We start from the raw sequence: 24,852 nt of genomic DNA, 5'->3' as shown, positions 1-24,852 counted from the left end.
GCTGATTACAAATTAACCGATATGTAGCCTGCGTCTCATACGATTCGTCGACGAATTTCCGACCCGGTGTTTAGGGGTGGGAACATTGCTGCTCACCGATGGTATTCACCGTGAAAGTAAATCCCCCGCCGGGCACGAAAAAGCCCCGCCACCGGTGCGGTGACGGGGTTTGCGGTACGAGCGCGGTGACGTTCCCGGGCTAACCGGCAGGGGCGAGATCGACATCCTTGGCCCAGGTCAGCTCGATGCCGAGGGTGCGCAGCCACTCCATGGCATCGTCGTCGTGGCGGGTGATGCCCTCCACGGCGGTGAGGGTGACATCGATGGCCTTCTCTGCCTCCTCGGCGCTGATGTAACCGGCGGAGGTGGCGGCGGCGAGCTCGTCAATGTCGAGCACGTCGATGGGGTTGCCGGTCTGGGAGACGAGGTCGACATACAGGTCGCGGGCGTGCCACACGTCCCCGTCAACCTCGATGTCGGCAACGTCGAAGTAAAAGTCCTGCTCGACGTCCACGCCCTCGCGGAAGTGGAAGATGTTGGCGCGCAGACCGAGGTCGGGCAGGAGCCAGCTTTCCAGGTAGCCGAACTTGGGGTGGTTGGCCCCGCGGGCCATGTACAGGCCGAAGTCCGTCACCTTGAAGGTGTCCACCTCCCGCAGGTAGCCCTTCGGATCGGTGTTGGTGTTGGTCGCCGTGTCAAAGGTTTCCTGCTTCACGGGGTGAAGGTCGGCGCTCATGGTTACCTCACGTTGAAACTAGCGGCGGTCGGGGCAAAGAAACAGACGTTGGAGGTGGTGCGCACACTTCCGCCAACGACGGCGAGCACCGTGCCGGCCCCTGTGTCGGCGGTGCCGGACAGCGTCGCCGGTCCTGTTGGGTTTATACGATTGTTACCTAAGGGTGTTACGCCGACGCGGGCGTTGGACACGTTCACCCAGTAAACGTTCATGCCTCCCTGCTCCTCCGCGGCGGCCGGGGTGCCCAGGGCGGTGAAGGTGAACACCGCCTGACCCTCGCGCGCGCCAGGGGCTGGAATGGAGGTCGGGCCGGGGACTGCGATAGCGGAGGCGGTGGAGTTCATGCCCGGCCCCATGCAGTTCAGCGCGACGGTGGGCCAGAGGAACTGGGTGAAGGCTGGCCCGCCCTCGGGGAGGGCCGGGCCGCCCGGCTGGCCTTGTCCGGCGTAGAAACGCACCGCGGTGCGCAGGGTCTCGGCGATCTGCGGGGGGACGAAGGGCTGGTTGGCGAACTCGTTGACCTTCTGGACGGTCAGCGGGGTGGGTCGGCCCAGCTCGTCGAGGAAAGGTGAGGACTGCGCATTGGCGGCGGGGTCCGCCGCGGCGACCCCGGTTAGGCCGAGGGTGAGCGCGGCTGTCAGGGCGGCGGTGCGCATCAGGCGACGGGTGCGCGGCGCGGCTGCGGCAGGGGACACGTGGAATCCTTATGTGGAGAAAACAATGAGCATTAGGCAACTTATGTAACTCTAGTCACCATAGTCACTTGAGTTTCCCAGTCAAGCGGGAAGCCTGCGAATGGCGTCAATAATTTGCCTCACCGCGCCACCCGCACACTGCGCACCGGCGGGGTAGGGGGTAGGGTTTAAACGTTATTTACACCTAATGCTTTAAGGAGCACCGAGTCAGTGTCGCATCCTGAATTTCGCAACGTCGCCATCGTGGCGCACGTTGACCACGGTAAAACCACCCTCGTCAACGCAATGCTGGAGCAGTCCGGCGTGTTCAGCGAGCACGGCGAGCACGGTGACCGTGTCATGGACTCCGGTGAACTCGAATCCGAGCGCGGAATCACCATCCTGGCCAAGAACACCGCCATCCGCCGCGTCGGCCAGGGCAAGGACGGCGCCGACCTCGTCATCAACGTCATCGACACCCCGGGACACGCCGACTTCGGCGGCGAGGTCGAGCGCGGCCTCTCGATGGTCGACGGTGTTGTCCTGCTCATCGACGCCTCCGAGGGCCCGCTCCCGCAGACCCGCTTCGTGCTGGGCAAGGCCCTCGAGGCCAAGAAGCCCGTCATTATCTGTGTGAACAAGACCGACCGCCCCGACGCCCGCATTGACGAGGTCGTCGACGAGGCCCAGGACCTGCTCCTCGAGCTCGGAGCCGGCCTCGAGGACCCGGAGGCCGCCGAGGCCGCCGAGGGCCTGTTGGAGCTTCCCGTGCTCTACACCTCCGGCCGCGCCGGCCGCGCCTCCCTGGAGAACCCGGGCAACGGCAACCTGCCCGACCACGAGAACCTGCAGCCGCTTTTCGACGTCATCTACGACGTCCTCCCCGAGCCCTCCGCGGACGTGAGTGCCCCCTTCCAGGCGCAGGTGGCCAACCTGGACTCCTCCTCCTTCCTCGGCCGTATCGCCCTCATCCGCGTCTACCGTGGCTCCGTGAAGAAGGGCGACACCGTGGCCTGGATCCACTACGACTCCGAGGGCGGCCAGCACGTGAAGAACGTGAAGATCGCCGAGCTCCTCGTCACCGAGGGCCTGGATCGCGTTCCCGCCACCGGTGAGGTTGTCGCGGGCGACATCGCCGCCGTCTCCGGCATCGACGAGATCATGATCGGCGACACGCTGACCCACCCGGACCACGTTGATCCGCTACCGCGCATCCAGGTCGACGAGCCGGCCATCTCCATGACCATCGGCGTGAACACCTCGCCGATGGCGGGCCGCGGCGGCGGCACCAAGCTCACCGCCCGCATGATCAAGGCGCGTCTGGACCAGGAGCTCATCGGCAACGTCTCCATCCGCGTTCTTCCCACCGAGCGCCCGGACGCCTGGGAGGTCCAGGGCCGCGGTGAGATGGCGCTGACCGTGCTCATCGAGACGATGCGCCGAGAGGGCTTCGAGCTCACCGTGGGCAAGCCCCGCGTGGTGACCAAGGAGGTCGACGGCAAGACCTACGAGCCCTTCGACCACATGGTCATTGACGTGCCCTCCGAGTACCAGGGGGCGGTGACCCAGCTGATGGCCAACCGCAAGGGCCAGATGACGGCGATGAGCAACGCCGCCGCCGGCGATTGGGTCCGCATGGAGTTCGACGTTCCGTCCCGTGGCCTGATCGGTTTCCGCACCACCTTCCTCACCGACACCCGCGGCGCGGGCATCGCCAACTCCTACTCCATCGAGCACCGCCCGTGGGCCGGAGAGATCAAGGGCCGCCCGACCGGCTCGCTGGTCGCCGACCGCACCGGCCAGGTCACCGCCTACGCCCTGACGCAGCTCGCCGACCGCGGCGACTTCTTCGTCGAGCCCGGCGCGGAGACTTACGAGGGCATGGTCGTCGGCGCGAACACCCGCGACGAGGACATGGACATCAACATCACCAAGGAGAAGAAGCTCACCAACATGCGTGCCGCCTCCGCGGACACGACGGTGACGCTGGCGAAGGCCCGCACCCTCTCCCTGGACGAGGCCATCGAGTTCTGTGACGAGGACGAGTGCGTCGAGGTCGCCCCCGAGGCGATGCGCGTGCGCAAGATCATCCTCAACTCCACCGAGCGCGGCCGCGCCCGCTCCCGCGCCAAGCAGCAGAACAAGTAATATCCCGGGGGATGAAACCCCTACGCACGATCGCACCGCCGCCCGCCGCCTCCGTGAAGGTGGGCGCGGTGCTTTTTGCTGCGGGCGTGCTCGCCTCCTGCGCCGCCAACCCCGGCCCGCCTCCGCTGGTGGAGCCCGAGCGCGCGGCGGCGGGGACCACCACCACCGCCACCACCACGGTGCCCGCCGCCCCCGACCCAACCGCGCGCACGCAGGTGCAGGTGGGGGTCGACCCGGTGCGCAACGGTCTGAACCCGCACCTCGTGGCGGACGAGTCGGAGGTGGTGCGCTCCGTCGCAAAGCTCGTGCTGCCCAGCGTCTTCGTAGACGGCAGGCGCAACCCCGACGTGGTGCGCGCCGCGACGCAGTTGCCCACGACCCCCGGGCCGGGCGTGGCCATGACGGTGCGCTACATCATCGCCGACGAGGCGCAGTGGTCCGACGGAACCCCCATCACCGGCGCCGACTTCGCCTACCTCTGGCGCGGCATGACGCGCACCCCCGGGGTGGTGGACCCTGCCGGCTACCGGGCCATTTCCCAGGTGCGCATCCAGGGCGGGTACGGCAAGGTCGTCGACGTCGACTTCTCCGCCCCCGTGCGCGACTGGCGCTCCCTGTTCGACTTCCTCCTGCCCTCCCACGTGCTCGCCGCGGACGCCTCGGACTTCGCCGGGGCGCTGGGCACGACCATCCCCGCCTCCGCCGGGCGCTACATGGTGGCCAACGTCGACCGCGGACGGGGGACCGTCACGCTCAACCGCAACGACCGGTTCTGGGGAGCCAACCCGGCGCAGATTGACGTGCTCACCCTCAACGGAGTGCGCGACACCACGCAGACTGCCGACCAGTTGCGCGTGGGACAGGTCGCCTTCGTCGACGCGACGCCCGCCGAGACGAGCGGGACCGTATTCTCCATGGTCCCCGGTGTGCAGACCCGCTTCGTCGATTCCCCGCGCACGCTCGGGGTGACGCTGTCGGTCACCTCGCCGCTGCTCGCCACGGACGAGGCGCGCGCCGAACTACGCTCGCTTATCGACGTCCCCCTCATCGCCCGGGTCGCCGCGGGGCGCACCGCCGACCTCGTGGTGGCCGATCACGGCCCCGTGCGCGAGGACCCGCCCGCGATGCTGCCCCGGCTGGTGGAGGGCAACCGCCCGCTGCGGGTGGGGGCGGACCCCGCCGACCCTCAGGCGGCCGCCGCGGCGCGCTCGCTGGTTGATCTGCTGGCCTCGCGCGGTGTGACCTCCCAGGTGGTCTCCACCGACACCCAGCGCATGGCCTCCGAGGGGCTGCCTTCCGGTGAGCTGGACGTGGTGGTGGGTTGGTCCACGGACACCGGCTCCGCCGCCAACCTGGCGGGCCGGTTGTACTGCCCGCCGGAGAAGTACCGCGCCGGCAACCTCTCCGGGTTGTGCACCCCCGCGACGGAGGCCCTGGCCAACGACGTGCTCGCCGGGCGCGTCACCGCCGACAACGCGCCGGCCGCCGTGGCGGAGGCTCTGGACCGCGCGAACGTGTGGGTGCCGCTTCTGGGGGAGAAGCGGGTCTACGCACTCACCGGCGGTATCGTGGGGCCGGACGTGGACCTCGGTGCGTGGCCCGACGGGGTGGCCACCGCGCCCACGTGGCGGCTCGGCGCCCCGGCGCGCACGCCCTAGGTCAGCCCAGGTCACCCCAGACCAACCTGGGGCAGCTCAGAGCACTGACACCCCACCGCCGACGAACGAGGAGAAGAGAAACGTGAGCGAGCACACCCCCGGCGCGGGAAGGACACGGGACCTGGAAGGGTACCGCGTCGTCGCCGTCCACGCCCACCCGGACGACGAATCCATCTCCACCGGCGGGGCGCTGGCGGACCTCGCGCGCCGCGGCGCGGACGTTCTGGTGGTCACCTGCACCCTCGGTGAGGAGGGGGAGGTGATCGGGGAGACCTACCAGCAGCTCATCCAGGACGAGGCCGACCAGCTCGGCGGTTTCCGCATCCACGAGCTGCACCGCGCCCTCGGCATCCTCGGGGTGCGAGGGGTGTTCCTCGGCGGCGCCGGGCACTACCGGGACAGCGGGATGGCGGGCTCGCCGGCCAGCCGGAACCCGCGGTCCCTGGTGAACAGCGGTGAGGGGGGCGTCGAGAAGCTCGCGGCCATTTTCGCGGCGGAGCGCCCGCACCTGGTGATCACGTACGACCCCGACGGCGGGTACGGCCACCCGGACCACATCCGGGCCCACGAGCTGGCCCACGCCGCCGCCGAGCGCACCGGTGTGCCCCGGCTCGTGTGGGCCGCGCGGCTGCGCTCCGAGCTCGAGGCCGGCCTGCCCGCCGCCGCACCCGAGGGCTGGACCATGCCCGCCCCCGGGGAGCTCGACGCGGTGGACGAGACGGAGACGTGGGTGGAGCTCGACGATGAGACCTACGCGGCCAAGGTCGAGGCCATGCGCGCCCACGCCACCCAGATCTGGATCGGCGACGGCGCTACCTCGGAGACCAACCCCCACGCCGCTGTGGCGGGCGGGGAGCTGACCGCCTACGCGCTGTCGAACCTGGTCACCCAGGTGGTCACTCGGCGCGAGCACTACCGCAGCGGCGCCGGTTTGCCGCTCACCCCGGGCGGCGGGCTGCTGGACGGGATCGAGCGCGGGGACCACGACGGGGGAGCGAGGTGACCCGGCCGGTCGTGCGCGACGACTTCTCCCGGGCGGAAGCGATCGGCGGCCTGGTCTGGCTGAGCGTTGGGGCGGCGCTGTCCGCCCTGCTCGAGGTGGTCTACCTCGGCGCCCGCGTGTTCGGTGTGCCCTTTCCCCTCTCCGTGGTCGTGGCCGCGCTGTTCAACGCCGTTCTCACGAGGACCGCACGGCTGTGGAGCCCGAATCCGGCGGTCGCCCTCATCCCGCTGGGGGTGTGGCTCGTGTGCCTGTTCGCGTTCATGTTCGCCCTGCCCGCCGCGGCGGGCACGATGCTCGTGCCGGCCAGCCTCTCCACGGTGGCGCTGCTGCTGGCGGGCGTGGTGGGTGGCGTTTGGCCCCTGGCCAGGCGCAAGTGACATAATGGCGGGCATGACTTACGTGATTGCCCAACCATGCGTGGATGTTATGGACCGCGGCTGCGTAGAGGAGTGCCCCGTTGACTGCATCTACGAGGGCAAGCGCATGCTCTACATCCACCCGGACGAGTGCGTCGACTGCGGTGCCTGCGAACCGGCCTGCCCCGTCGAGGCCATCTTCTACGAGGATGACACCCCGGACGAGTGGTCCGACTACTACGACGCCAACGTCGGTTTCTTCGACGAGCTCGGCTCCCCGGGCGGAGCCGCCAAGACGGGCAAGCTGGACTTCGATCACCCGATGATCGCCGCCCTGCCGCCGCAGAACCAGGACTAGAAAACCCCACACTCCCAGCGCGCAGGAAGGCGAAGACGTTGATGGACCGTACACCCCTGGGGGCCCGGCTCCCCGATTTCCCGTGGGACACCATCGCGAACGTCAAGGCGAAGGCCGCCGCGCACCCCGACGGCATCATCGACCTGTCCGTGGGGACCCCGGTTGACGCCGTCGACCCCGCCATCCAGCTCGCGCTCGCCGAGAACGCGGCGGCCCCCGGTTACCCGCAGACGATGGGCACGCCCGAGCTTCGCGACGCCATCGCATCCGCCCTGGAGCGCCGCTACAACGCGGCGGGCCTGGGACCGGCCTCCGTCCTGCCCGTGGTGGGCACGAAGGAGGCCATCGCCTGGCTGCCCACCACGCTCGGCCTGCGCGGTGGCACCGTCGTGATTCCCGAGGTCGCCTACCCGACGTACGAGGTCGGTGCGCTCATCGCGGGCTGCGGCATCGCGCGTTCCGACGAGCCCGTCGAGGGCGCGTCGCTGGTGTTCATCAACTCCCCGTCCAACCCGTCGGGCCGGGTGCTCGGCGTCGACGAGCTGCGCCGCTGGGTGGAGTTTTCCCGGGAGACCGGCGCGATCATCGCCTCCGACGAGTGCTACATGGGCCTCGGCTGGTCGGCCGAGCCGGTTTCCATCCTCGACCCCCGGGTGACCGACGGCGACAACAGCAACCTCATCGCCATCCACTCGCTGTCCAAGACCTCCAACATGGCCTCCTACCGCGCGGGATTCCTCGCCGGTGACGAGGCGCTGATCCAGGAGCTTCTGCTCGTGCGCAAGCACGCCGGCCTCATGGTTCCCGGCCCCATCCAGCACGCGATGGTTGCGGCGCTTCTCGACGACACGCACGAGGAAATTCAGCGCCTCACCTACGCCCACCGCCGCGCCGTCCTGCTCAAGGCGCTCATCGGCGCCGGCTTCCGGGTGGACGACTCCGAGGCGGGCCTCTACCTCTGGGCGCGGCGCGACGGCGCCGACGCGCGGCAGAGCCTCGACTGGCTCGCGCAGCGCGGCATCCTCGCTGCCCCCGGCGACTTCTACGGCCCCGCCGGCGCGAACCACGTGCGCATCGGCCTGACCGCCACGGACGACCGCATCGCGGCCGCAGCGCGGCGCCTCGCGGAGTAGGCAAGCTCACACTGCGCCGGATGCCGTGTCCGCGTGCCGGGTTCCTCGCGCGGGAGGGGTGACAACTAGAATCGACGGGTTAGTTTGTGCCCGCCCATCCCGTAAAGGAGCCTCATGCCCGCAACCGAATCCGCGCAGGTGAACCACTCTGGCGGAGGCAGCTTCGCGGTCCGCTTCGCCACCGGCATGAGGGAATTCGTGAAGTTCGGCATCGTCGGTGGCTCCGGCGTGGTGGTGAATTTCCTCATCTTCTACGTGGCGAACAAGATGCTCGAGCACGGCGGCGGCCACGAGTACGACGCCCTGTTCAACCTCTTCGGCACGCGGTGGAACGTGCGCTGGTACCACGCCCTGTCGACGATCGCGTTCGTGGTGGCGAACGTGTGGAACTACCAGCTGAACCGCTCCTGGACGTTCCGCAGGATCCCCCAGAAGTCGTGGCTGCGGGGCTTCTTTCCCTTCCTCGCCACCGGCTTGGTCGCCTTCGTGGTCTCGCTGACGCTGCTCACCCTGCTGATGAACCCGACCTCACCCATCGCATTGCCGAGCGACGTCTTCGACGGCTCAAGCGGGTTGCGGACCAAATCCTACTGGGCGCAGGCGATCTCCACGCTGATCGCGATGCCCGTGAACTTCATCATCAACAAGTTCTGGGCCTTCGGCAAACCCAAGGTCGCACCCCTGGAGACCGCGCTCTGACCTACCCCGGGCAGCACGAGAGCCGGGCACCCGCGCGGGTGCCCGGCTCTCGCTGTTTCTTCTGCCCGGTTTCCGGTTAGTTCTTGTGCAGCGCCTCGTTCAGCTCGATGCCCTTGGCGGGAACGACCTCCACGGAGCCGGTGAGCGAGTTGCGGCGGAACTGCAGGCCGTTCCTCCCGGACAGCTCGAGGGCCTTGACCTCCGCGCCCTCGGGCTGACCCAGGGCGGCGGCGACCTCGGGGCTCAGGGCCACCTTGGTGCCGGCGGTGACGTAAAGGCCGGCCTCGACGATGCAGTCGTCGCCAAGCGAAATGCCCACGCCCGCGTTCGCGCCGAGGAGGCAGCGCTCACCGAGTGTGATGGTCTCCTTGCCTCCGCCGGAGAGCGTGCCCATGATGGACGCGCCCCCGCCGATGTCCGTGCCGTCGCCGACGGTCACCCCCGCGGAGATGCGCCCCTCGACCATCGAGGCACCGAGGGTGCCGGCGTTGAAGTTTACGAAGCCCTCGTGCATCACGGTTGTGCCTTCCGCGAGGTGGGCACCGAGCCGGATGCGGTCGGCGTCGCCGATGCGCACGCCGGAGGGGACGACGTAGTCCACCATGCGCGGGAACTTGTCCACGGAGAAGACGACCACCGGGCCCTTGGCCGCGAGCCGGCCGCGCGTCATCTGGAAGTCCGCCACCGCGCAGGGGCCGTAGTTGGTCCACACGACGTTGGCGAGCAGTCCGAAGACGCCGTCCATGTTCGCGCCGTGCGGGGCGATGAGGCGGTGGGAGAGGAGGTGCAGGCGCAGGTAGACATCGTAGGCGTCGATCGCGGGGGCGCTGAGGTCCTCGATGGAGGTCTCGACGGCGACGCGGGCGACCCCGCGGTCCTCGTCCGGCCCCACGAGGTGCTCGAAGCGGGCGTCGGCCTCCTCCAGGCGTTTCGTGCCGTTCTGGGTGACGGGTTCGCCCAGCTTGGGGGCGGGGAACCAGACGTCGAGGACAGTACCGTCGTATGTGACCGTGGCAATTCCACGCGCGATCGCAGAAGTCATGCCCGCTAGCTTAGATCATCGTCCGCGGCCGACGGTCGGGCACCGCGCGTGAAGAAGGACACCACGATGAGGAAGCCCGAGATGACGAGGACCGAGAGGATCTGGCCCCGGGCGGCGGGGTCGGACAGCATCAGCAGCGTGAGCCCGACGAGCGCGGCGAGGGTGACCCACGGGATCCATGACCCGCGGTGGGCGCGCACCGCGGAGTTCTCCCCGCTGGCGTCCATCTCGGGGCGCAGCTTGATGAAGCTCAGGGTGATCATCACCCAGGTGACGATGAGGCAGCCGCCCACTGCGCTCATGAGGAAGTCCAGCAGCCCGGGCGGGTTCCACATCTGCAACCCGACGGAGACGAAGGCGAAGAAGACGGAGAGCAGCACGGCGTTGGTCGGCACGGAGCTGCTGTTTGTCCGCCGGAAGACCCGCGGCGCGTCGCCGTCCTTTGCCAGCTGGAAGATCATGCGCGAGGTGCCATAGATCTGGGCGTTGAAGGCGGAGAGCAGCGCGAGGACGATGATCGCCTCCATGAACCCGGCAACGCCCGGAATGTGGGCCAGGGAGAGGACCTGGGTGAAGGGTGAGTCGGCGGCGGTGTCCGCGGCGTCGATCTGTGCGTAGGGCAGCAGCAGGATGATGATGATCACCGAGCCGATGTAGAACAGCGCGATGCGCCAGATGATGGAGTTCACCGCGTTTTTCACGGCCTGGGCCGGGTCGGCGGACTCGGCCGCCGCGATGGTGACCACCTCGATGCCCCCGAAGGCGAAGGCCACCGCGAGAAGGCCCGCGGCGATGCCGGGAATGCCGTTGGGCGCGAAGCCGGACTCGCGGACGTTGTCCAGCCCCGCGAACCCGGTGCCCGGCAGGAGGCCGAGGAAGAGGGCCGCGCCGATGATGAGGAAGGCTACGATGACGACGATCTTGATCATCGCGAACCAGTACTCGAACTCGCCGAAGCCCTTCACCTGTGCGAGGTTGACCACCGCGAAGAAGGCCACAGCGACCAGCGCGGGGATCCACGCCGGCACCCCGAACCAGCCGCCCATGATGGCGGAGGCGCCGGTGATCTCCGCGCCGCCGACCATGGTGAGGAGGAACCAGTACAGCCAGCCGAGCAGGAACCCGGCCCAGCGGCCAAAGGCCTGGCGGCCGTAGGTGGAAAACGATCCCGGCGACGGCCGGGCCGCGGCCATCTCACCGAGCATGCGCATGACGGAGATGACCACCAGGCCCGCGATGACGTAGGCGAGGAGGATGGCGGGCCCGGCGGCCCTGATGCCGGCGCCGACACCGAGGAAGAGCCCGGCGCCGATGGACATGCCCAGCCCCATGAGGGTCAGGTGGCGCGACTTCAGGCCGTTGCCGAGGGGGGCGGTGTCGGACGCCCCGGCGCCTGTCGGCGGACGGGCGGGAGGGGGAGTGTGGCTGGTAAAGCTCATCGGGTGGTCCTTTCGGGGGAGTCGGCGGAGCGGCGCCGGAAGGCGGGGGAGCGGGTGTAGGCAACGCCGGCGAGCGTGATCACTCCGACGACCACGGCCACCGCGAGGATCTGGAAGCGCCCTTCCGCGGTGGTGGCCATGAGCACGACGATGACAGCGGCCAGCGCGACGGTGGCCCAGGGCAGCACCTTCGGCGCCCACATGCGCACGTGCGTGATCTCCCCGGAGGCGACAATGCGCGGGTGGATGCGAAGGTAGGAAAACGCGATGACGAACCAAATGACAATCAGGCACCCGCCCACCGCATTGAGCAGGAAGGCGAGCAGGCCCGGCGGGTTCCAGTACTGCAGGCCCACGGCGATGAAACCGAAGATGACGGAGAGCACCACGCTGCGCAGGGGCACGCCGCGCGGGTCGGTGGCCCGGAAGAAGCTCGGGGCGTCGCCACGCTCGGCGAGGTTGTGCAGGAAGCGCGACGAACCGTAGATCTGCGTGTTGCAGGCGGAGAGCAGGGCGATGACGATGACGACCTCCATGATCCCCACCGCGCCCGGGATGTGCGCGAGGCGCAGCACGGAGGTGAAGGGCGATTCGGAGGCGTCTTTCGCCCCGCCGATCTCCTCGTAGGGCAGCAGCAGGGCGATGAGGAGCACGGAGCCGATGTAGAAGGTGCCGATGCGCCAGATGATGGAGCGGATCGCGGAATGCACCGCCGTTTCCGGCTCCTCCGACTCGGCCGCGGCGATGGTCACCATCTCGATGCCGCCGAAGGCGAAGGCCACGGCCAGGAGCGCGGTGGCGACACCGCCCCAGCCGTTGGGCATGAAGCCCACGCCGGAGACGTTGTGCAGGCCCACGAAGTCCGTGCCGGGCAGAACGCCCAGCCAGAGCAGGACGCCGAGGACCAGGAAGGCGACGATGACGGTGACCTTGATCAGGGCGAACCAGAACTCGAACTCCCCGTAGTTGCGCACCGCCGCGAAGTTGATCGCGGTGAACACCACGATGGCCGCCAGCGCCGGGATCCAGGCGGAGATGCCCAGCCAGCCGGCGATGATGGCGGAGGCGCCGGTGATTTCCACGGCCATGATCATCACCATCATGAACCAGTACAGCCAGCCCACGGCGAAGCCCGCCCAGGAGCCGAAGGCCTGGTCGGCGTAGGTGGAGAAGGTGCCGGAGGAGGGTCGCGCCGCGACCATCTCGGCGAGCATCTGCATCACGCAGACGGTGATCGCGCCTGCGACGAGGTAGGCGAGGACGACGGCGGGGCCGGCGGCGGCGATGCCGACACCGGTGCCGAGGAACAGCCCGGCGCCGATGGCGGAGCCGAGGCCCATCATGGTCAGGTGGCGGGTCTTCAGCTCGCGCCGCAGCCCGGGCGCGGGGTCCGGCTGGCCCGCCTCGGGCGCTGCTCCGGCCCCGGGGGACGGTGGTGGGACGGTGTGTGGCATGGCTTCACTTTAAACACCCGCCACGCCCGGCGGGGCATAGGTTGCCCGTGTCAGCCTGCGGGTTTAGCGCGGGCGGAGCACGGGGCAGGCCGAGTTGGGCTCGTTGAGGACGGCAATATCGCTGTGACCTGCAATCTCACTGGCCGGGACCACCCTCCCGGATCGTGAGTCGAAGATGGCCGTCGACGGCTCCAGCATCACGTTCACGCCGATCTCGCAGCGGTCCCCGAGGTCCACCCCGATCACCCCGGCGGAGGCGTGGAGCCGGCAGCCCCGGCCCACGCGCATCGGCGCGCGGTTGCGCCCCTCGCCGATCCCCGCCATGAGCGCGGCCGACAGGCCGAGGTCCGTCCCCTCGCCGACCGTCACCGCCGAGGACAGGCGCCCCTCGATCCGCGCCGGGCCCAGCGCCCCCGCGTTCCAGGAAACGTAGCCCTCCCGCAGCACCGAGGTGCCCGGCGCGAGGTAGGCGCCCAGGCGCACCCGCTCGGCCTCGGCGATGGAGACCCCCGAGGGCACCACGTAATCCACCATGCGCGGGAGCCGCTCGATGCCGTAGACGTGGATCTGCCCGCGCGAGCGCAGGTTCGCCCGGATGAACTCGAAGTTGTCCGGCAGGCACGGGCCCTTGTTGGTCCACACCACCGGCACGAGGTGGGTGAGGCAGTCGTGCATGTTGAGCTCGAGGGGGCGTACCAGGCGGTGGGAGAGCAGGTGCAGGCGCAGGTAGACGTCGTGGGCGTCGCGGGGAGGGAGGGAGAGGTCCGTGATAGTGGTGCGCACGGGCACGAGCTCCACGAGGCGGTCGCGGTCCATCCCAACGATGGCGAGGAACCGGTCCGACAGGTCGCGGGCGGACACGCGCACGGTGCCGTCGACAAGCTCGCCGCTCATCGAACCGTCCTCGATCAGCGCGGGGGAGGGGTACCAGGTGTCCAGCACCGTCCCGTCGGACGCGATGTTCGCGATCCCCGTTGCCTGAGCTCCTACTGTCCGAAACGGCACCATGACTGCCATCCTATCGGCCCGGGTGGCGCCGCCGCGCACCCGCTAGGATGGCCCGCGTGGCTTCACTGAACCTGTTCGCAGACCCCGTCGACCTGACCGCGGCGCTGATCGACATCGAGTCGCCCTCCCACAACGAGGGGGACATCGCGGATGCGATCCACGCGGCCCTGGCCGAGCTCGACGGGATCGAGCTGATCCGCACGGGCAACACCATCGTGGCGCGCACGCACGCGGGAAAGGCGCAGCGTGTCGTGCTCGCCGGGCACATCGACACGGTGCCCCTGGCGGGCAACACCCCGCACCGCATCGAGGGCGACGTGCTCTACGGCTGCGGCTCGGTGGACATGAAATCGGGCCTGGCCTGCTACCTCGGGGCCTTCGCCCGCTTTGCGACGTCCAGTGACAGCGCCTTCGACCTCACGCTCATCGCGTACGAGGCGGAGGAGGTCAGCACCGAGTACAACGGCCTGTTCCACCTCGAGCGCGACCGCCCGGAGCTGCTCGAGGGCGACATCGCGCTTTTGGGCGAGCCCTCGGGTGCCGTCGTGGAGGCCGGCTGCCAGGGTTCCATCCGCGTCTTCGTCCGCGCGCACGGGAAGCGCGCCCACTCCGCGCGCAGCTGGCTGGGTGTCAACGCCGCCCACGAGCTGGCGGGCGTGCTCGCACGGGTCGCGGCGTACGAGCCGCGCCGGGTCACCATCGCCGGCTGCGAGTACCGCGAGGGGCTCAACGTGGTGGGGATGGAGGGCTTCGTGGCCACCAACACCATCCCGGACGAGGCGCAGCTGACAGTGAACTTCCGCTACGCCCCCGACCGCTCCGTCGAGGACGCGAAGGCGCACCTGGAGGAGGTCCTCGCCCTCGAGGACGGCCTCGAGCTGGTGTGGGATGACGTGGCCCCCGCAGCGCTTCCGGGCCTGGACGACCCGGTCGCGGCGGCGCTGGTCGCCGCAGTCGGCGGGCAGTACCGCGCCAAGTTCGGATGGACGGATGTTGCCCGCTTCTCTAGCCTGGGGGTTCCGGCCGTGAACTTCGGTCCGGGCGACCCGGGATACGCCCATACGAAGGACGAACAGTGCCCGGTGGAACAGATCCGCACCGTGGCGCGGATCCTGGACGCCTACCTGGCCGGGTAGGGCAGCGGCCCGGACCCAACCAACCGCAGAACCGGAAGAAGGCAACCTTGGCGCCCCACAAGACCCCCAAGCCGCACTCCAAGCTCCGCAAGGAGGTGGAGGAGCACGCCAAGCCGCACAAGGACCGCAAGCTGCGCGGGCCGATCATGCTGCGCTCGGCCGCGAAGCAGTCCTCCACCCACGACCAGCGCCTGCTGGAGTCGCGCGGGAGCTCGGACCATGACTGGAAGCACGCGGACCCGTGGCGCGTCATGCGCATCCAGTCCGAGTTCGTCGCCGGGTTCGACGCCCTCTCCGACCTGCCCAAGGCCGTCACGGTCTTCGGTTCCGCCCGCCTGGGCGAGGGCACGGCCGAGTACGAGCAGGCGCGGGAGCTGGGGGCGGCGCTTGTCGACGCCGGTTACGCCGTCATCACCGGCGGCGGGCCGGGCCTGATGGAGGGGCCCAACCGTGGCGCCCACGACGCCGGCGGCATGTCGGTGGGCCTGGGCATCGAGCTGCCCTTCGAACAGGGGTTGAACGACTGGGTCGACCTGGGCCTGAACTTCCGCTACTTCTTCGCCCGCAAGACCATGTTCCTCAAATACTCGCAGGCGTTCGTCGCCCTGCCGGGCGGCTACGGCACCCTCGACGAGCTCTTCGAGGTGCTCGTGATGGTGCAGACGGGCAAGGTGACCAATTTCCCGATCGTCCTCCTGGGCACCGAATTCTGGGGTGGACTGGTCGAGTGGATCCGGGACCAGCAGCTCGCCCGGGGCCTCGTCTCCGAGGGGGACGACGAACTGTTCCTGGTCACCGACTCCGTCGAGGAGGCCGTGGGCTACATCGTCGAGGCCCACCAGGTCATGACCGACGAGCGCATCCGCGAGGGCGGTGCCCGCTAGGTGCTCGCCCGCGTAATGGCGATCGTCAACCGCACCCCCGACTCCTTCTACGACCGGGGAGCGACCTTCGCCCTCGGCGACGCCCTCGCCCGGGCGGAGGAGGCGATCGCGCACGGCGCGTCCATCGTCGACGTCGGCGGCGTCAAGGCGGGCCCGGGCGGGGAGGTCGGCGCCGACGAGGAGGCCGACCGCGTGGTGCCGCTGATCGACGCCATCCGCGGGCGCCACCCCGGCATCTCCATCTCCGTGGATACGTGGCGTTCAGAGGTGGCCGAGCGGGCCGTCGCCGCCGGCGCGGACCTGATCAACGACACCTGGGCGGGTTACGACCCCGAGCTCGTAGAGGTCGCCGGGGCACACCGCGTGGGCTACGTCTGCTCGCACACCGGCGGCGCCACCCCGCGCACGCGCCCCCACCGGGTGCACTACGACGATATCGTCGGCGACGTGATCCGCGAGACCACCCGCCTGGCGGAGCGCGCGGCCGCCGCCGGGGTGCCCGAGCAAAAGGTGTTCATCGACCCGGCGCACGACTTCGGCAAGAACACATTTCACGGCCTGGAGATCCTGCGCCACGTCGACCGCCTGGTGGCCACCGGCTGGCCGGTGCTCATGGCGCTGAGCAACAAGGACTTCGTCGGCGAGACCCTCGCCCGCCCGGTGGGCGGGCGCGTGGCCGGCACCCTGGCCGCCACGGCCTGGTGCGCAGCCCGCGGGGTGGCGGCGTTTCGCGCCCACGAGGTCCGCGAGACCGCGGACGTGATCCGCATGACCGCCGCCATCGCCGGTGAGGTGGCCCCCCTCGACACGGTGCGCGGCCTGGCGTGAGCGTCGGCATCAGCGTAGTCATCCCCGCGCTCAACGAGGAGAGCACGGTGGCGGGGGTCGTCGCAACGTGCCTCGAGTCCTCGGCCGACGAGGTCATCGTCATCGACCCGGACTCCACCGACGGCACCGCCCGTGCCGCCGCCGGGGCGGGCGCGCGCGTGGTGAACTGGCGCGGTGTCGCCCCCGACATCAGGCCGCGGCCGGGCAAGGGGGAGGCTCTCTGGCGCGGCATCCGGGCTGCGGCGGGCGACGTGGTCGTCTTCGTCGACGCCGACGTGACCTCCGTTGAACCCTGGTGGGCCGACGCGCTCGCCGCACCCTTCGCCGACCCCGCCGTCCACCTCGTGAAGGCCTCCTACGACCGCGGAATCGACGACCGACCCACCGGGGGCGGGCGGGTCACCGAGCTCACCGCGAAGCCCCTCATCCGCGCCCTGTTCCCCGAGCTGGCCCACATCGACCAGCCGCTGGCGGGGGAGTACGCCGTGCGCCGCTCCACCGCGCTGCGCCTGCCCTTCGTGGGCGGCTACGGGGTCGAGGCGGGGCTTCTCGTCGACGTCGCGCGGCGCCACGGCCCGGATTCCGTCACACAGGTCGACCTCGGGGCGCGCACCCACCGCAACCGGCCCCTCGGGGAGCTCGCGCCGATGGCCGAGGTCGTCGCCCGCACCCTGCTCTCCCGGGCCGGGTGCGTCCCCGCGCTCACGCCCGCGGAGGAGCGTCCCGCGTGGGCGGGCGATACTATCTAACCCATGCTGTCCTGGATCCTTCTGATCATCATCATCGCGCTCGTCTGCGTCATCGGGCTCATGATCTCCTCGCGCGTGTTCGGCCGCGGGGAAGCCCTCGAACCCCTGCCGCCGAGCGCGGACATCATCGAGGGTAACCGCCGCGCGGTGGAGGCCGGGGACCTCGACGGCATCACCCTCGAGGTGGTGCACCGCGGCTACCGCATGGACCAGGTCGACGCACTGGTGGAGCAGCTGGCGGCGCAGAGGGATGTGGTTCAGGGTGTGGCACCGGGTGCCGGCCGCCGGGCTGAGCGGGCGTCCCAGCCGGCGGCCCCCGCCGCGCAAAACGGCGTAGACTGTTATGAAACCGAGACCACACGAGTCGAACACGACTGACCCGCGCGCGGGAGCAGAACCAGGAGGCCCACTATGGCAGCGATGAAACCGAGAACCGGCAACGGACCGATGGAAGCGGTCGAGGAGAGCAGGAAGATCGTCATGCGCATCCCCTCCGACGGCGGCGGGCGCCTCGTCGTGGAGATGAGCAAGGAGGAGGCCGCCGAGTTGGGCCGCCTCCTCTCCGGAGCGGCCGACGCCTGAGCTCACCGGCTGTTCGGGTCATTCTCCGCCCGTCCAACCCCGCCCGCGCGCGGCGCGGTAGGATCACGCCATGCTCAGAGACATCGTTGACGTTCTCGCGGACCCCGTTGACCGCTCGCCGCTGACCGGCGCAGACGACTTCGCCCGCCTCGTTTCGGAGACGGGGCACTCCTACGACGTGGCCCGCCAGGGTTACGTCACGCTCGTCGGGGGCCGGGGGCTGCACCACGAGGGTGACAGTGCCGAGATGGTCACGGCCCGCGAGCTCTTCCTCTCCCAGGGCCACTTCGCCCCGTTCGTCGAGACGGTCACCGAGCGCGTCGCGGATGCCGTCGAGAAGTCCCACGCCGCCGAGCCCGTCATCCTCGAGGTCGGCGCGGGCACCGGCTACTACCTTTCCCACACCCTCGACAGCATCGAGGGCTCGCGCGGTGTGGGCATCGACATCTCGACGCCCGCCGCGAAGCTTTTGGCCAAGGCGCACGCGCGCATCGGGGCCGTCGTCGCGGACGTATGGGAGGGCCTTCCGCTTCTCGACGCCTCCGTCGACGCCCTGACCGTGATCTTCGCGCCCCGCAACCCCGCGGAGTTCGCCCGCGTGCTCGCCGATGATGGCGAGGCCGTCATCCTCGTCGCCGACACCGGCCACCTCGACGAGCTGCGCGAGCCACTCGGCATCCTGGGCGTGGAGGGCAACAAGGTGGAGCGTCTACTCGAGCAGGCCTCCGGCCACCTGGTGCAGCTGGGCGAGACCGAGCTGATCGAGTACCCCATCCGCCTGGACCGCGGCTCCATCGCCGCGCAGGTGGGCATGAGCCCCTCGGCGCGCCACGTGGAATCCGGGCAGCTGCGCGAGCGCATCGCGGCGCTGCCGGATTACATGGACGTCACCGCGCGGGCACGGTTGCTGCGCTTCCGCAAGGCGGGGTAGCGGAGGGCATGAAAAAAAGGGGCCGCCGGCCCCTTTTTTCTTTGCAGCCCGGTACTAGTGCCCGCGGCGCCACTCGCTGAAGATCTCCGCGTCGCCGGTGGAGCGCACCCGGATGCCGGAGCAGCCGCCTTCCGGCCAGAACCGCGAGGAAAGCACCGCAGCCCCGCCGCCGGCGAAGACCTCGATGGTGGAGCCGTCAACGATGATGGTGATGTTGTCCTCGTCCTCGTCGTGCAGGCCGCACTCGGCCGGGGTTCCGTCGTGGCGGTCGAGGGCGATGGTGTCGCCCGAATGCGTAACGATGGCGGCGGGCTCGCCGTCGCCGTCGAGGATCTCGGCCACGACGGACGAGCCGACCGGGATCTCGCAGATGCCGGTCCACATCTTGGCCCGCCGGGATTCCTCCACCGCGTCCGGCAGCCCCGGGGCGGGGGTCTGGTAGAGGTGGCCGTGCTGCAGGGTCACCCGTCGCGGCAGGGTGAGCGCCCCGGCCCAGCCTGCCGCCTCCCAGTTCTTCTCCGTTGTCAGGTCCGCGTTGCGCCCGGAGCGGCGCATGGAGCCGTAGAGGTAGGCGCGGTCGTAGCGGTTCTGCCGTTCGCGCGTTCCGTTGGTGTAGGTGGTGGTGCGGGGCCGGGAGAAATCATGGCCGTGGTCGATCACTTGAGCCGGTGTGACCACGGTGAACTCGTTTCCGTCGAGTTTTCCGGTGACGTAGACGGTCTCGTCCCGGTTGCCCCCGTCGGGTCCCCGGCGCTCGAGGGTGAGAAGGAGGACGTCGTAAATCTGCCCGTCGACCTCGTCGCGCAGGCGGAAGATGCGCGGAGCCACGACGGACTCACCGGCGGGGTCGAAGCCCGGGTCGCCGTCGAACTCGAGAGCGCCGAGCACGGTCCAGTCGGCACCCACCTCGGAGGTGAGCACGGTGACCACGGGCGCGTCCGTGGGGCCGGTGACGGCGAGCATGAGCCAGCCCGACTCGCCGCGGTCGCGGTCATCGTTGCTCAGCCACCCCTGTACGACACAGGGGGAGCGGAAGCTGGTGAAACCGCCTGTGTCGGATACTGCGTCGCCGCGGCGCACGAAGGCGGCGCTGGCGGAGTATTCCTCGCTGATGTCCTCGTCGTCGCCGTCCAGGTCGTCGGCGTGGGCGATCTGAATGGTGCTGCCCGCCTCCGTGGCGGAGGTGAAGTAGAGGTCGATGCCCCCAGGGGAGGCAACGACGGCACCGGCGCGCACGGTGGTCTCATCCCCGGCCGGCACGATGGCGTCGTTGCACTCGACCCAGTCGAAGGGGTTGCCGTCCGAGACGGCGTGGCCCCAGCGGCTGGGTTCACCCGGGGCGAGGGCGTACTGGTGGAACATGTGCCAGGTGTCACCGGAGCCGGTGGGATCGGACGGGTCGCTGGTGGAGCCGTCGCGAAGCACGCCCGCGGCCGCTTGCAGGATGCCCCGCTCGGCGGTGAAGTGCAGTTCTGGTCTGTAGATACCCATGTGATCCCCTAAATCAAGCTCTTGTAGATGTCCACGGTCTGCCGGGCGATCTTGTCCCAGGTGAACTCGCTGCGCACGCGCTCGAGGCCCGCGCGACCGAAGGAAGCCGTGCGCTCCTTGTCGGCGGCGACCTTGTTCACCGCCTCGGCGATCCCCTGTTCGAAGGACCCTGGGTCGGACTCGTTGTAGTCGACGAGGATGCCGGTCTCACCGTCGACGACAACTTCGGGGATGCCACCCACGCGGGAGGCCACCACGGCGGTTTCGCAGGCCATCGCCTCCAGGTTGACGATGCCGAGCGGCTCGTAGATGGAGGGGCAGACGAAAACGTCGGCGGCTGCGTAGACCTCGCGCACCTTCTCGGCGGGCAGCATGTCCCGGACCCAGAACACGCCCTCGCGCTCCGCGCGCAGGGTGTCCACCAGGGCCTGCGTCTCCGCCGCGATCTCGGGGGTGTCGGGTGCCCCGGCGCACAGAATGAGCTGGATGTCCCTATCGAAATGCCGCGCGGCCTTGAGCAGGTGGGGCACGCCCTTCTGCCGGGTGATGCGCCCGACGAAGGCGACAATCGGCTTGGAGGGGTCCACCCCGAGCTCCTCGGTGATCGTCCCCTCCCCGGGGAACCACTTGGAGGTGTCTACGCCGTTGAGCACCACGTGGACCCTGTCCTCGCTGATGCGCGGGTAGGCGGCGAGGATGGACTCCTTCATCCCGGAGGAGACGGCGATGACGGCATCGGCGTATTCCATCGCGTTCTTCTCCGACCAGGAGGAGATGTCGTAGCCGCCGCCGAGCTGCTCGCGCTTCCAGGGGCGGTCGGGCTCGAGCGAGTGCGCGGTGGCCACGTGCGGAATGTCGTAGAGCAGGCCGGTGAGGTGTCCACCCAGGCCGGCGTACCAGGTGTGGGAGTGCACCACGTCGATGTTGTCGGCCGCGTTGGCCATGCGCAGGCCGGTGGAGAGCGTCTTCAGGGCGCCGTTGGCGCCCTCCAGCTCGGGGTCGACCCCGTGAACGTAGACGTTCTCCTCGTCGCGGGGCGCACCCATGCAATGGACGTCGACGTCGACGATCTCGCGCATGAAGCGGGTGAGCTCCGTGACGTGGACGCCGGCACCGCCGTAGACCTCCGGCGGATACTCTCTGGTCATCATTCCGACTCTCATACCCGCCGAGCCTAGTGAGGATTCAGCGGCGCTGCAGAAGCCCGCACGGCATTCGGCCTGCGTCAAACCGCGCGGGGCCCGGGTGCTGCGGGGCCGATATTCCCCGTGCACCGGGGCCGGAAACGACTAGGCTGGAAAAGTGTGAAAAGCCAGCCGAGAGTTCTTGCCATTGTCCTTGCGGGCGGCGAAGGCAAACGCCTGTTCCCGCTGACCGCTGACCGCGCCAAGCCGGCCGTCCCCTTCGGGGGGAACTACCGGCTCATCGACTTCGTGTTGTCCAACCTGGTCAACGCCGGGTACATGAGGATTGCGGTGCTCACCCAGTACAAGTCGCACTCCCTCGACCGCCACGTGGCCACCGCGTGGAACGTTTCGGGCCCGACACCGCAGTACATCGCGTCTGTCCCGGCGCAGCAGCGCCGCGGCAAGCGCTGGTACAACGGCTCCGCCGACGCCATCGTGCAGTCGCTGAACCTGATCTACGACGACATGCCGGACTACGTGCTCGTCTTCGGCGCGGACCACGTCTACCGCATGGACCCCTCCCAGATGGTGGAGGACCACATCCGCTCCGGCAAGGCCGCCACCGTCGCCGGCATCCGCGTCCCGCGGGAGGAGGCCACCGCCTTCGGCTGCATCCAGGCGGACGAGGACGGCACAGTCACCGAGTTCCTGGAGAAGCCGGCGGACCCGCCCGGCACCCCGGACGACCCGGAGGTGACCTTCGCCTCCATGGGCAACTACGTCTTCTCCACCGAGGCCCTGATCAAGGCGCTGCTGGAGGACGAGGAAAACGACGACTCCGACCATGACATGGGCGGCGACATCATCCCGTACTTCGTGAACAAGGGCGAGGCCAACGTCTACGACTTCTCCCACAACGAAGTCCCGGGTGCCACCGACCGCGACAAGGGATACTGGCGCGATGTCGGCACCATCGACTCCTTCTACGATGCCCACATGGACCTGATCTCCTCGCACCCGATCTTCAACCTGTACAACAAGGCGTGGCCGATCCACTCCACGGAGGACAGCAACCTCCCGCCCGCCAAGTTCGTCCTCGGTGGCATCGCCCAGGAGTCCATCGTCGCCGCAGGCTCCATCGTCTCGGGTGCGACGGTGCGCAACTCGGTGCTCTCCACCGACGTGCGCGTCGAGGAGGGGGCGACCGTCGAGGGCTCCGTGCTCATGCCGGGTGTCCGCGTCGGCCGAGGCGCGGTGGTGCGCCACGCCATCCTGGACAAGAACGTCTACGTCTCCGACGGCGAGATCATCGGCGTCGACCACGACCGGGACCGCGAGAACTACACGGTCTCCGACGGCGGCGTGGTCGTCGTGGGCAAGAACCGCGTGGTCTAGCTACCGCCGAGTGACCAGGGTGACCCCGCCGTCCAGGGGGAGGCGGGTCACCACGGCCCCGGCGTCGTCAGCGAGCTTGTCGACGTCATCCGCCAGCGCCCTGGCGGCATCCGTGTCGCGGTCGCGGCGCGTGGGATCGGCCACCGTGCCGTCGAGAAGCGAGTCCGCGATGACGAGCGTGCCGCCGGGCGCCAGGAGTGGCCAGGCGGCGCTGACGAGGGCCGAAAGCTCCACGGGGGCGACGTCCGCGTAGACGAGATGGTATGACGCGGGGGCCAGCCGGCTCATCACGTCGAGCGGTCGGGCGGTGAGGAAGCGGGCCCGGGAGCCGGCGAACCCGCCGGTCCTGAACGCCCCGCGCGCGCCAGCTTGGTGCTCCGCCTCGGGGTCGATGCAGGTCAGAGTGGCTTTCTCGGGCAGCCCGTGGAGGATGTGCAGCCCCACCACACCCGCGGCGGGGGTGACCACGACGGCGCCGTGGCTGGACCCGCCGGTGGCCGCGAGCGTGGTCAGCAGGGAGCCGAGCCCCGCGCTGGGGGCGGAGAGGTAGTTCTCCTCCGCGTCCGTGCGGGCCTGCTGCAGGCCGCGGTCAAAGGCGGTCTCGCCTCGGCGCGCGCGCCCGGCGATGTACGAGTTCATGGTGGTAAAGGCGGAGTCAGTCACGGTGTTCATCATAGGGCCATGGTGGGGAAGCGACGGGCAGCCGCGAGCTGTTAGCGGATTGTTATCCGCTTGCAGCGTTTTGCTGGCCGCTTTTCTGGCGTTTGCCATACGAGTTTGAAACAATCATTCCCATGGAAAACGACCGTGCCCGCGGCTTCGAGCCGCACCCCGCCGCCCAGCAGGACCCCGCCACGGGTCCGGGTGACAGCAGCACGGTCGCCGCGGAAGACCCGGCAGGAAACCCGGAATCCGCCGATCTCTCCGGCACCGCCGCCTTCGATGCCGGTGCGGGGGCGATGCCCTCGTGGAGTGAGCTGGTCTCCGAGCACGCCGACAGCGTCTACCGCCTCGCGTTCCGCCTCTCGGGGAACCAGCACGACGCGGAGGACCTGACGCAGGAGACCTTCATGCGTGTATTCCGCAGCCTGAAGAGCTACCAGCCCGGCACCTTCGAGGGGTGGCTGCACCGCATCACCACCAACCTCTTCCTGGACATGGTGCGCCACCGGGCGAAGATCCGCATGGAGGCGCTCCCCGAGGACTACGAGCGCGTCCCCGGCACCGAGATGACCCCCGAGCAGGCGTACACCGCCACCAACCTCGACCCGGCCCTGCAGCGCGCCCTCGACGACCTCGGCCCGGACTTCCGCGTCGCCGTGGTTCTCTGCGACGTTGTGGGCATGAGCTACGAAGAGATCGCGGACACCCTCGGGGTGAAGATGGGCACCGTGCGCTCCCGCATCCACCGCGGGCGCACCCAGCTGCGCCAGAGCCTCGAGGCGCAGGCGCTCAGCGACGCCAGCGCCCGCGAGCTGATCCGCGCCCGCTGAGGCCCACCCGGCCACCGGGACCGGGTTCCTCCGGCACGACCGCGGGCAGTCGCGGTATAAAGGGGAGCAGTTGCGCCGTCATTGCGCACCCTCCGCGCGCCCACCGCGCGCGGGCACGGCCGGAAAGGGAAGGAGGCTCCGCCATCAATATTCACCTGCCGGGGTCGTCTCCCCGCGCCGCGGGATCCCAGCCGACGTTTCGTCCCACCGACCACCTGAGCACCGAGGCCATCGCCGCCTTCGCGGACGGCGAGCTCAGTCGCCACGCAGCTCACAGGGCCCGGGTGCACATCGTCGCCTGTGAGGAGTGCCGCAGGGAGGTCAACATTCAGCGTTCCGCCGCGGAGCGGTTGCGCTCCTGCGGGGCCGATGAGTCGATCCGCGCGCCGCGGACCCTCGTCGAGCGGCTCAGCCAGGTCGGGGAGCAGATGCCGGCGGGGGAGGATGGGGCGTCGAGAAGCGCCCAAGGCGGTGCCTCCGGCAAGGTTGACGCGATCCTCCGCGCGTTGAAGCGGCGCGGGTAGGGTT

26 protein-coding genes are annotated in these 24,852 nt (G+C 69.5%); 17 read left to right on the top strand and 9 right to left on the bottom strand.

The window, feature by feature from the left end; translation table 11 throughout:
• Positions 1 to 199: 199 nt before the first annotated feature.
• Both B3611_RS09395 and B3611_RS09390 read right to left on the bottom strand, forming a co-directional pair.
• Positions 200 to 736, bottom strand: a complete 537-nt coding sequence (locus B3611_RS09395; protein ID WP_291314813.1) for a DUF402 domain-containing protein — start codon at positions 734 to 736, stop codon at positions 200 to 202.
• A 2-nt stretch (positions 737 to 738) separates the two neighbouring features.
• The gene (locus B3611_RS09390; protein WP_291314812.1) at positions 739 to 1,431 is read right to left on the bottom strand and encodes a hypothetical protein; all 693 of its coding nucleotides are present in this window, start codon (positions 1,429 to 1,431) and stop codon (positions 739 to 741) included.
• Positions 1,432 to 1,641: 210 nt separating this feature from the next.
• Between B3611_RS09390 and typA the strand changes: the two genes are divergently transcribed.
• The 7 genes from typA to B3611_RS09355 all read left to right on the top strand — a co-directional run bounded on the left by typA (position 1,642) and on the right by B3611_RS09355 (position 8,765).
• Positions 1,642 to 3,558 carry a translational GTPase TypA gene (gene typA / locus B3611_RS09385; RefSeq protein ID WP_291314811.1) on the top strand — a complete coding sequence of 639 codons (1,917 nt, stop codon included), beginning with the start codon at positions 1,642 to 1,644 and terminating at the stop codon, positions 3,556 to 3,558.
• A gap of 11 nt (positions 3,559 to 3,569) precedes the next feature.
• Positions 3,570 to 5,216, top strand: coding sequence for an ABC transporter family substrate-binding protein (locus B3611_RS09380; protein ID WP_291314810.1), 1,647 nt, complete (start codon positions 3,570 to 3,572; stop codon positions 5,214 to 5,216).
• An 82-nt stretch (positions 5,217 to 5,298) separates the two neighbouring features.
• Positions 5,299 to 6,219 carry an N-acetyl-1-D-myo-inositol-2-amino-2-deoxy-alpha-D-glucopyranoside deacetylase gene (gene mshB, locus B3611_RS09375; RefSeq protein ID WP_291314809.1) on the top strand — a complete coding sequence of 307 codons (921 nt, stop codon included), beginning with the start codon at positions 5,299 to 5,301 and terminating at the stop codon, positions 6,217 to 6,219.
• Positions 6,216 to 6,596 carry a hypothetical protein gene (locus tag B3611_RS09370; RefSeq protein WP_291314808.1) on the top strand — a complete coding sequence of 127 codons (381 nt, stop codon included), beginning with the start codon at positions 6,216 to 6,218 and terminating at the stop codon, positions 6,594 to 6,596. Before mshB ends, B3611_RS09370 begins: the two co-directional genes overlap by 4 nt.
• Positions 6,597 to 6,609: 13 nt before the next feature.
• The gene (gene fdxA / locus B3611_RS09365) at positions 6,610 to 6,933 is read left to right on the top strand and encodes a ferredoxin (RefSeq protein ID WP_291314807.1); all 324 of its coding nucleotides are present in this window, start codon (positions 6,610 to 6,612) and stop codon (positions 6,931 to 6,933) included.
• Between the two features lie 41 nt (positions 6,934 to 6,974).
• On the top strand, positions 6,975 to 8,066 hold the full coding sequence (gene dapC, locus B3611_RS09360; RefSeq protein ID WP_291314806.1) for a succinyldiaminopimelate transaminase: 1,092 nt from the start codon (positions 6,975 to 6,977) through the stop codon (positions 8,064 to 8,066).
• 114 nt (positions 8,067 to 8,180) lie between these two features.
• Positions 8,181 to 8,765: a GtrA family protein gene (locus B3611_RS09355; RefSeq protein ID WP_414646329.1), complete on the top strand. Its 585-nt coding sequence runs from the start codon at positions 8,181 to 8,183 to the stop codon at positions 8,763 to 8,765.
• A gap of 76 nt (positions 8,766 to 8,841) precedes the next feature.
• Here B3611_RS09355 and dapD read toward each other — a convergent pair whose 3' ends face one another.
• From dapD to B3611_RS09335, 4 genes are all read right to left on the bottom strand, one after another.
• Positions 8,842 to 9,807 (bottom strand): 2,3,4,5-tetrahydropyridine-2,6-dicarboxylate N-succinyltransferase, encoded by a 966-nt coding sequence (gene dapD / locus B3611_RS09350; RefSeq protein ID WP_291314805.1) that lies wholly within the window; start codon positions 9,805 to 9,807, stop codon positions 8,842 to 8,844.
• 5 nt (positions 9,808 to 9,812) lie between these two features.
• On the bottom strand, positions 9,813 to 11,246 hold the full coding sequence (locus B3611_RS09345; protein ID WP_414646328.1) for an amino acid permease: 1,434 nt from the start codon (positions 11,244 to 11,246) through the stop codon (positions 9,813 to 9,815).
• Positions 11,243 to 12,700, bottom strand: coding sequence for an amino acid permease (locus tag B3611_RS09340; RefSeq protein WP_291314804.1), 1,458 nt, complete (start codon positions 12,698 to 12,700; stop codon positions 11,243 to 11,245). The genes B3611_RS09345 and B3611_RS09340 overlap by 4 nt, the downstream gene beginning before the upstream one ends.
• Before the next feature lie 63 nt (positions 12,701 to 12,763).
• Positions 12,764 to 13,708: a succinyltransferase gene (locus tag B3611_RS09335; RefSeq protein ID WP_291314803.1), complete on the bottom strand. Its 945-nt coding sequence runs from the start codon at positions 13,706 to 13,708 to the stop codon at positions 12,764 to 12,766.
• Between the two features lie 47 nt (positions 13,709 to 13,755).
• On the opposite strand from B3611_RS09335, the gene dapE reads away from it, so the two are divergent.
• The 7 genes from dapE to B3611_RS09300 all read left to right on the top strand — a co-directional run bounded on the left by dapE (position 13,756) and on the right by B3611_RS09300 (position 18,818).
• The gene (gene dapE, locus B3611_RS09330; protein WP_291314802.1) at positions 13,756 to 14,844 is read left to right on the top strand and encodes a succinyl-diaminopimelate desuccinylase; all 1,089 of its coding nucleotides are present in this window, start codon (positions 13,756 to 13,758) and stop codon (positions 14,842 to 14,844) included.
• Between the two features lie 47 nt (positions 14,845 to 14,891).
• The gene (locus tag B3611_RS09325) at positions 14,892 to 15,728 is read left to right on the top strand and encodes a TIGR00730 family Rossman fold protein (RefSeq protein ID WP_414646327.1); all 837 of its coding nucleotides are present in this window, start codon (positions 14,892 to 14,894) and stop codon (positions 15,726 to 15,728) included.
• 15 nt (positions 15,729 to 15,743) lie between these two features.
• On the top strand, positions 15,744 to 16,556 hold the full coding sequence (gene folP, locus B3611_RS09320) for a dihydropteroate synthase (RefSeq protein WP_291314801.1): 813 nt from the start codon (positions 15,744 to 15,746) through the stop codon (positions 16,554 to 16,556).
• Positions 16,553 to 17,305, top strand: coding sequence for a glucosyl-3-phosphoglycerate synthase (locus tag B3611_RS09315; RefSeq protein ID WP_291314800.1), 753 nt, complete (start codon positions 16,553 to 16,555; stop codon positions 17,303 to 17,305). The genes folP and B3611_RS09315 overlap by 4 nt, the downstream gene beginning before the upstream one ends.
• A gap of 3 nt (positions 17,306 to 17,308) precedes the next feature.
• The gene (locus tag B3611_RS09310; protein WP_291314799.1) at positions 17,309 to 17,683 is read left to right on the top strand and encodes a hypothetical protein; all 375 of its coding nucleotides are present in this window, start codon (positions 17,309 to 17,311) and stop codon (positions 17,681 to 17,683) included.
• Positions 17,684 to 17,716: 33 nt separating this feature from the next.
• Positions 17,717 to 17,887, top strand: a complete 171-nt coding sequence (locus B3611_RS09305; protein ID WP_291314798.1) for a DUF3117 domain-containing protein — start codon at positions 17,717 to 17,719, stop codon at positions 17,885 to 17,887.
• Between the two features lie 70 nt (positions 17,888 to 17,957).
• Entirely contained in the window at positions 17,958 to 18,818 is an 861-nt protein-coding gene (locus tag B3611_RS09300) for a methyltransferase domain-containing protein (RefSeq protein WP_291314797.1), read from the top strand.
• Between the two features lie 54 nt (positions 18,819 to 18,872).
• On the opposite strand, the gene B3611_RS09295 is transcribed toward B3611_RS09300, so the two are convergent.
• Complete coding sequence (locus tag B3611_RS09295) at positions 18,873 to 20,309, bottom strand: GH32 C-terminal domain-containing protein (protein WP_291314796.1); 1,437 nt, start codon at positions 20,307 to 20,309, stop codon at positions 18,873 to 18,875.
• Between the two features lie 8 nt (positions 20,310 to 20,317).
• Entirely contained in the window at positions 20,318 to 21,472 is a 1,155-nt protein-coding gene (glgA, locus tag B3611_RS09290) for a glycogen synthase (protein WP_291314795.1), read from the bottom strand.
• A gap of 141 nt (positions 21,473 to 21,613) precedes the next feature.
• Between glgA and glgC the strand changes: the two genes are divergently transcribed.
• Positions 21,614 to 22,831 (top strand): glucose-1-phosphate adenylyltransferase, encoded by a 1,218-nt coding sequence (glgC, locus tag B3611_RS09285; RefSeq protein ID WP_291314794.1) that lies wholly within the window; start codon positions 21,614 to 21,616, stop codon positions 22,829 to 22,831.
• On the opposite strand, the gene B3611_RS09280 is transcribed toward glgC, so the two are convergent.
• On the bottom strand, positions 22,832 to 23,503 hold the full coding sequence (locus B3611_RS09280) for an O-methyltransferase (protein ID WP_291314955.1): 672 nt from the start codon (positions 23,501 to 23,503) through the stop codon (positions 22,832 to 22,834).
• 122 nt (positions 23,504 to 23,625) lie between these two features.
• On the opposite strand from B3611_RS09280, the gene sigE reads away from it, so the two are divergent.
• Both sigE and B3611_RS09270 read left to right on the top strand, forming a co-directional pair.
• The gene (gene sigE / locus B3611_RS09275; RefSeq protein ID WP_291314793.1) at positions 23,626 to 24,324 is read left to right on the top strand and encodes an RNA polymerase sigma factor SigE; all 699 of its coding nucleotides are present in this window, start codon (positions 23,626 to 23,628) and stop codon (positions 24,322 to 24,324) included.
• A gap of 284 nt (positions 24,325 to 24,608) precedes the next feature.
• Positions 24,609 to 24,848, top strand: a complete 240-nt coding sequence (locus B3611_RS09270; protein WP_291314792.1) for a hypothetical protein — start codon at positions 24,609 to 24,611, stop codon at positions 24,846 to 24,848.
• Positions 24,849 to 24,852: the final 4 nt, after the last annotated feature.

The organism is Corynebacterium sp. UBA2622 (assembly GCF_002339505.1).
GTDB lineage: Bacteria > Actinomycetota > Actinomycetes > Mycobacteriales > Mycobacteriaceae > Corynebacterium.
This window is presented reverse-complemented; position numbering and strand designations above follow the sequence as displayed.

Excerpts from the sequence above, each read along its gene's own strand:
- B3611_RS09395 (WP_291314813.1), bottom strand. The coding sequence starts at position 736 with ATGAGCGCCGACCTTCACCCCGTGAAGCAGGAAACCTTTGACACGGCG.
- B3611_RS09335 (WP_291314803.1), bottom strand. The coding sequence starts at position 13,708 with ATGGTGCCGTTTCGGACAGTAGGAGCTCAGGCAACGGGGATCGCGAAC.
- B3611_RS09355 (WP_414646329.1), top strand. The coding sequence starts at position 8,181 with ATGCCCGCAACCGAATCCGCGCAGGTGAACCACTCTGGCGGAGGCAGC.
- B3611_RS09345 (WP_414646328.1), bottom strand. The coding sequence starts at position 11,246 with ATGAGCTTTACCAGCCACACTCCCCCTCCCGCCCGTCCGCCGACAGGC.
- B3611_RS09280 (WP_291314955.1), bottom strand. The coding sequence starts at position 23,503 with ATGAACACCGTGACTGACTCCGCCTTTACCACCATGAACTCGTACATC.
- dapD (WP_291314805.1), bottom strand. The coding sequence starts at position 9,807 with ATGACTTCTGCGATCGCGCGTGGAATTGCCACGGTCACATACGACGGT.
- fdxA (WP_291314807.1), top strand. The coding sequence starts at position 6,610 with ATGACTTACGTGATTGCCCAACCATGCGTGGATGTTATGGACCGCGGC.
- dapE (WP_291314802.1), top strand. The coding sequence starts at position 13,756 with ATGGCCCGCGTGGCTTCACTGAACCTGTTCGCAGACCCCGTCGACCTG.
- B3611_RS09300 (WP_291314797.1), top strand. The coding sequence starts at position 17,958 with ATGCTCAGAGACATCGTTGACGTTCTCGCGGACCCCGTTGACCGCTCG.
- sigE (WP_291314793.1), top strand. The coding sequence starts at position 23,626 with ATGGAAAACGACCGTGCCCGCGGCTTCGAGCCGCACCCCGCCGCCCAG.
- B3611_RS09340 (WP_291314804.1), bottom strand. The coding sequence starts at position 12,700 with ATGCCACACACCGTCCCACCACCGTCCCCCGGGGCCGGAGCAGCGCCC.
- folP (WP_291314801.1), top strand. The coding sequence starts at position 15,744 with ATGGCGATCGTCAACCGCACCCCCGACTCCTTCTACGACCGGGGAGCG.
- B3611_RS09295 (WP_291314796.1), bottom strand. The coding sequence starts at position 20,309 with ATGGGTATCTACAGACCAGAACTGCACTTCACCGCCGAGCGGGGCATC.
- B3611_RS09380 (WP_291314810.1), top strand. The coding sequence starts at position 3,570 with ATGAAACCCCTACGCACGATCGCACCGCCGCCCGCCGCCTCCGTGAAG.
- B3611_RS09305 (WP_291314798.1), top strand. The coding sequence starts at position 17,717 with ATGGCAGCGATGAAACCGAGAACCGGCAACGGACCGATGGAAGCGGTC.
- glgA (WP_291314795.1), bottom strand. The coding sequence starts at position 21,472 with ATGAGAGTCGGAATGATGACCAGAGAGTATCCGCCGGAGGTCTACGGC.
- B3611_RS09310 (WP_291314799.1), top strand. The coding sequence starts at position 17,309 with ATGCTGTCCTGGATCCTTCTGATCATCATCATCGCGCTCGTCTGCGTC.
- dapC (WP_291314806.1), top strand. The coding sequence starts at position 6,975 with ATGGACCGTACACCCCTGGGGGCCCGGCTCCCCGATTTCCCGTGGGAC.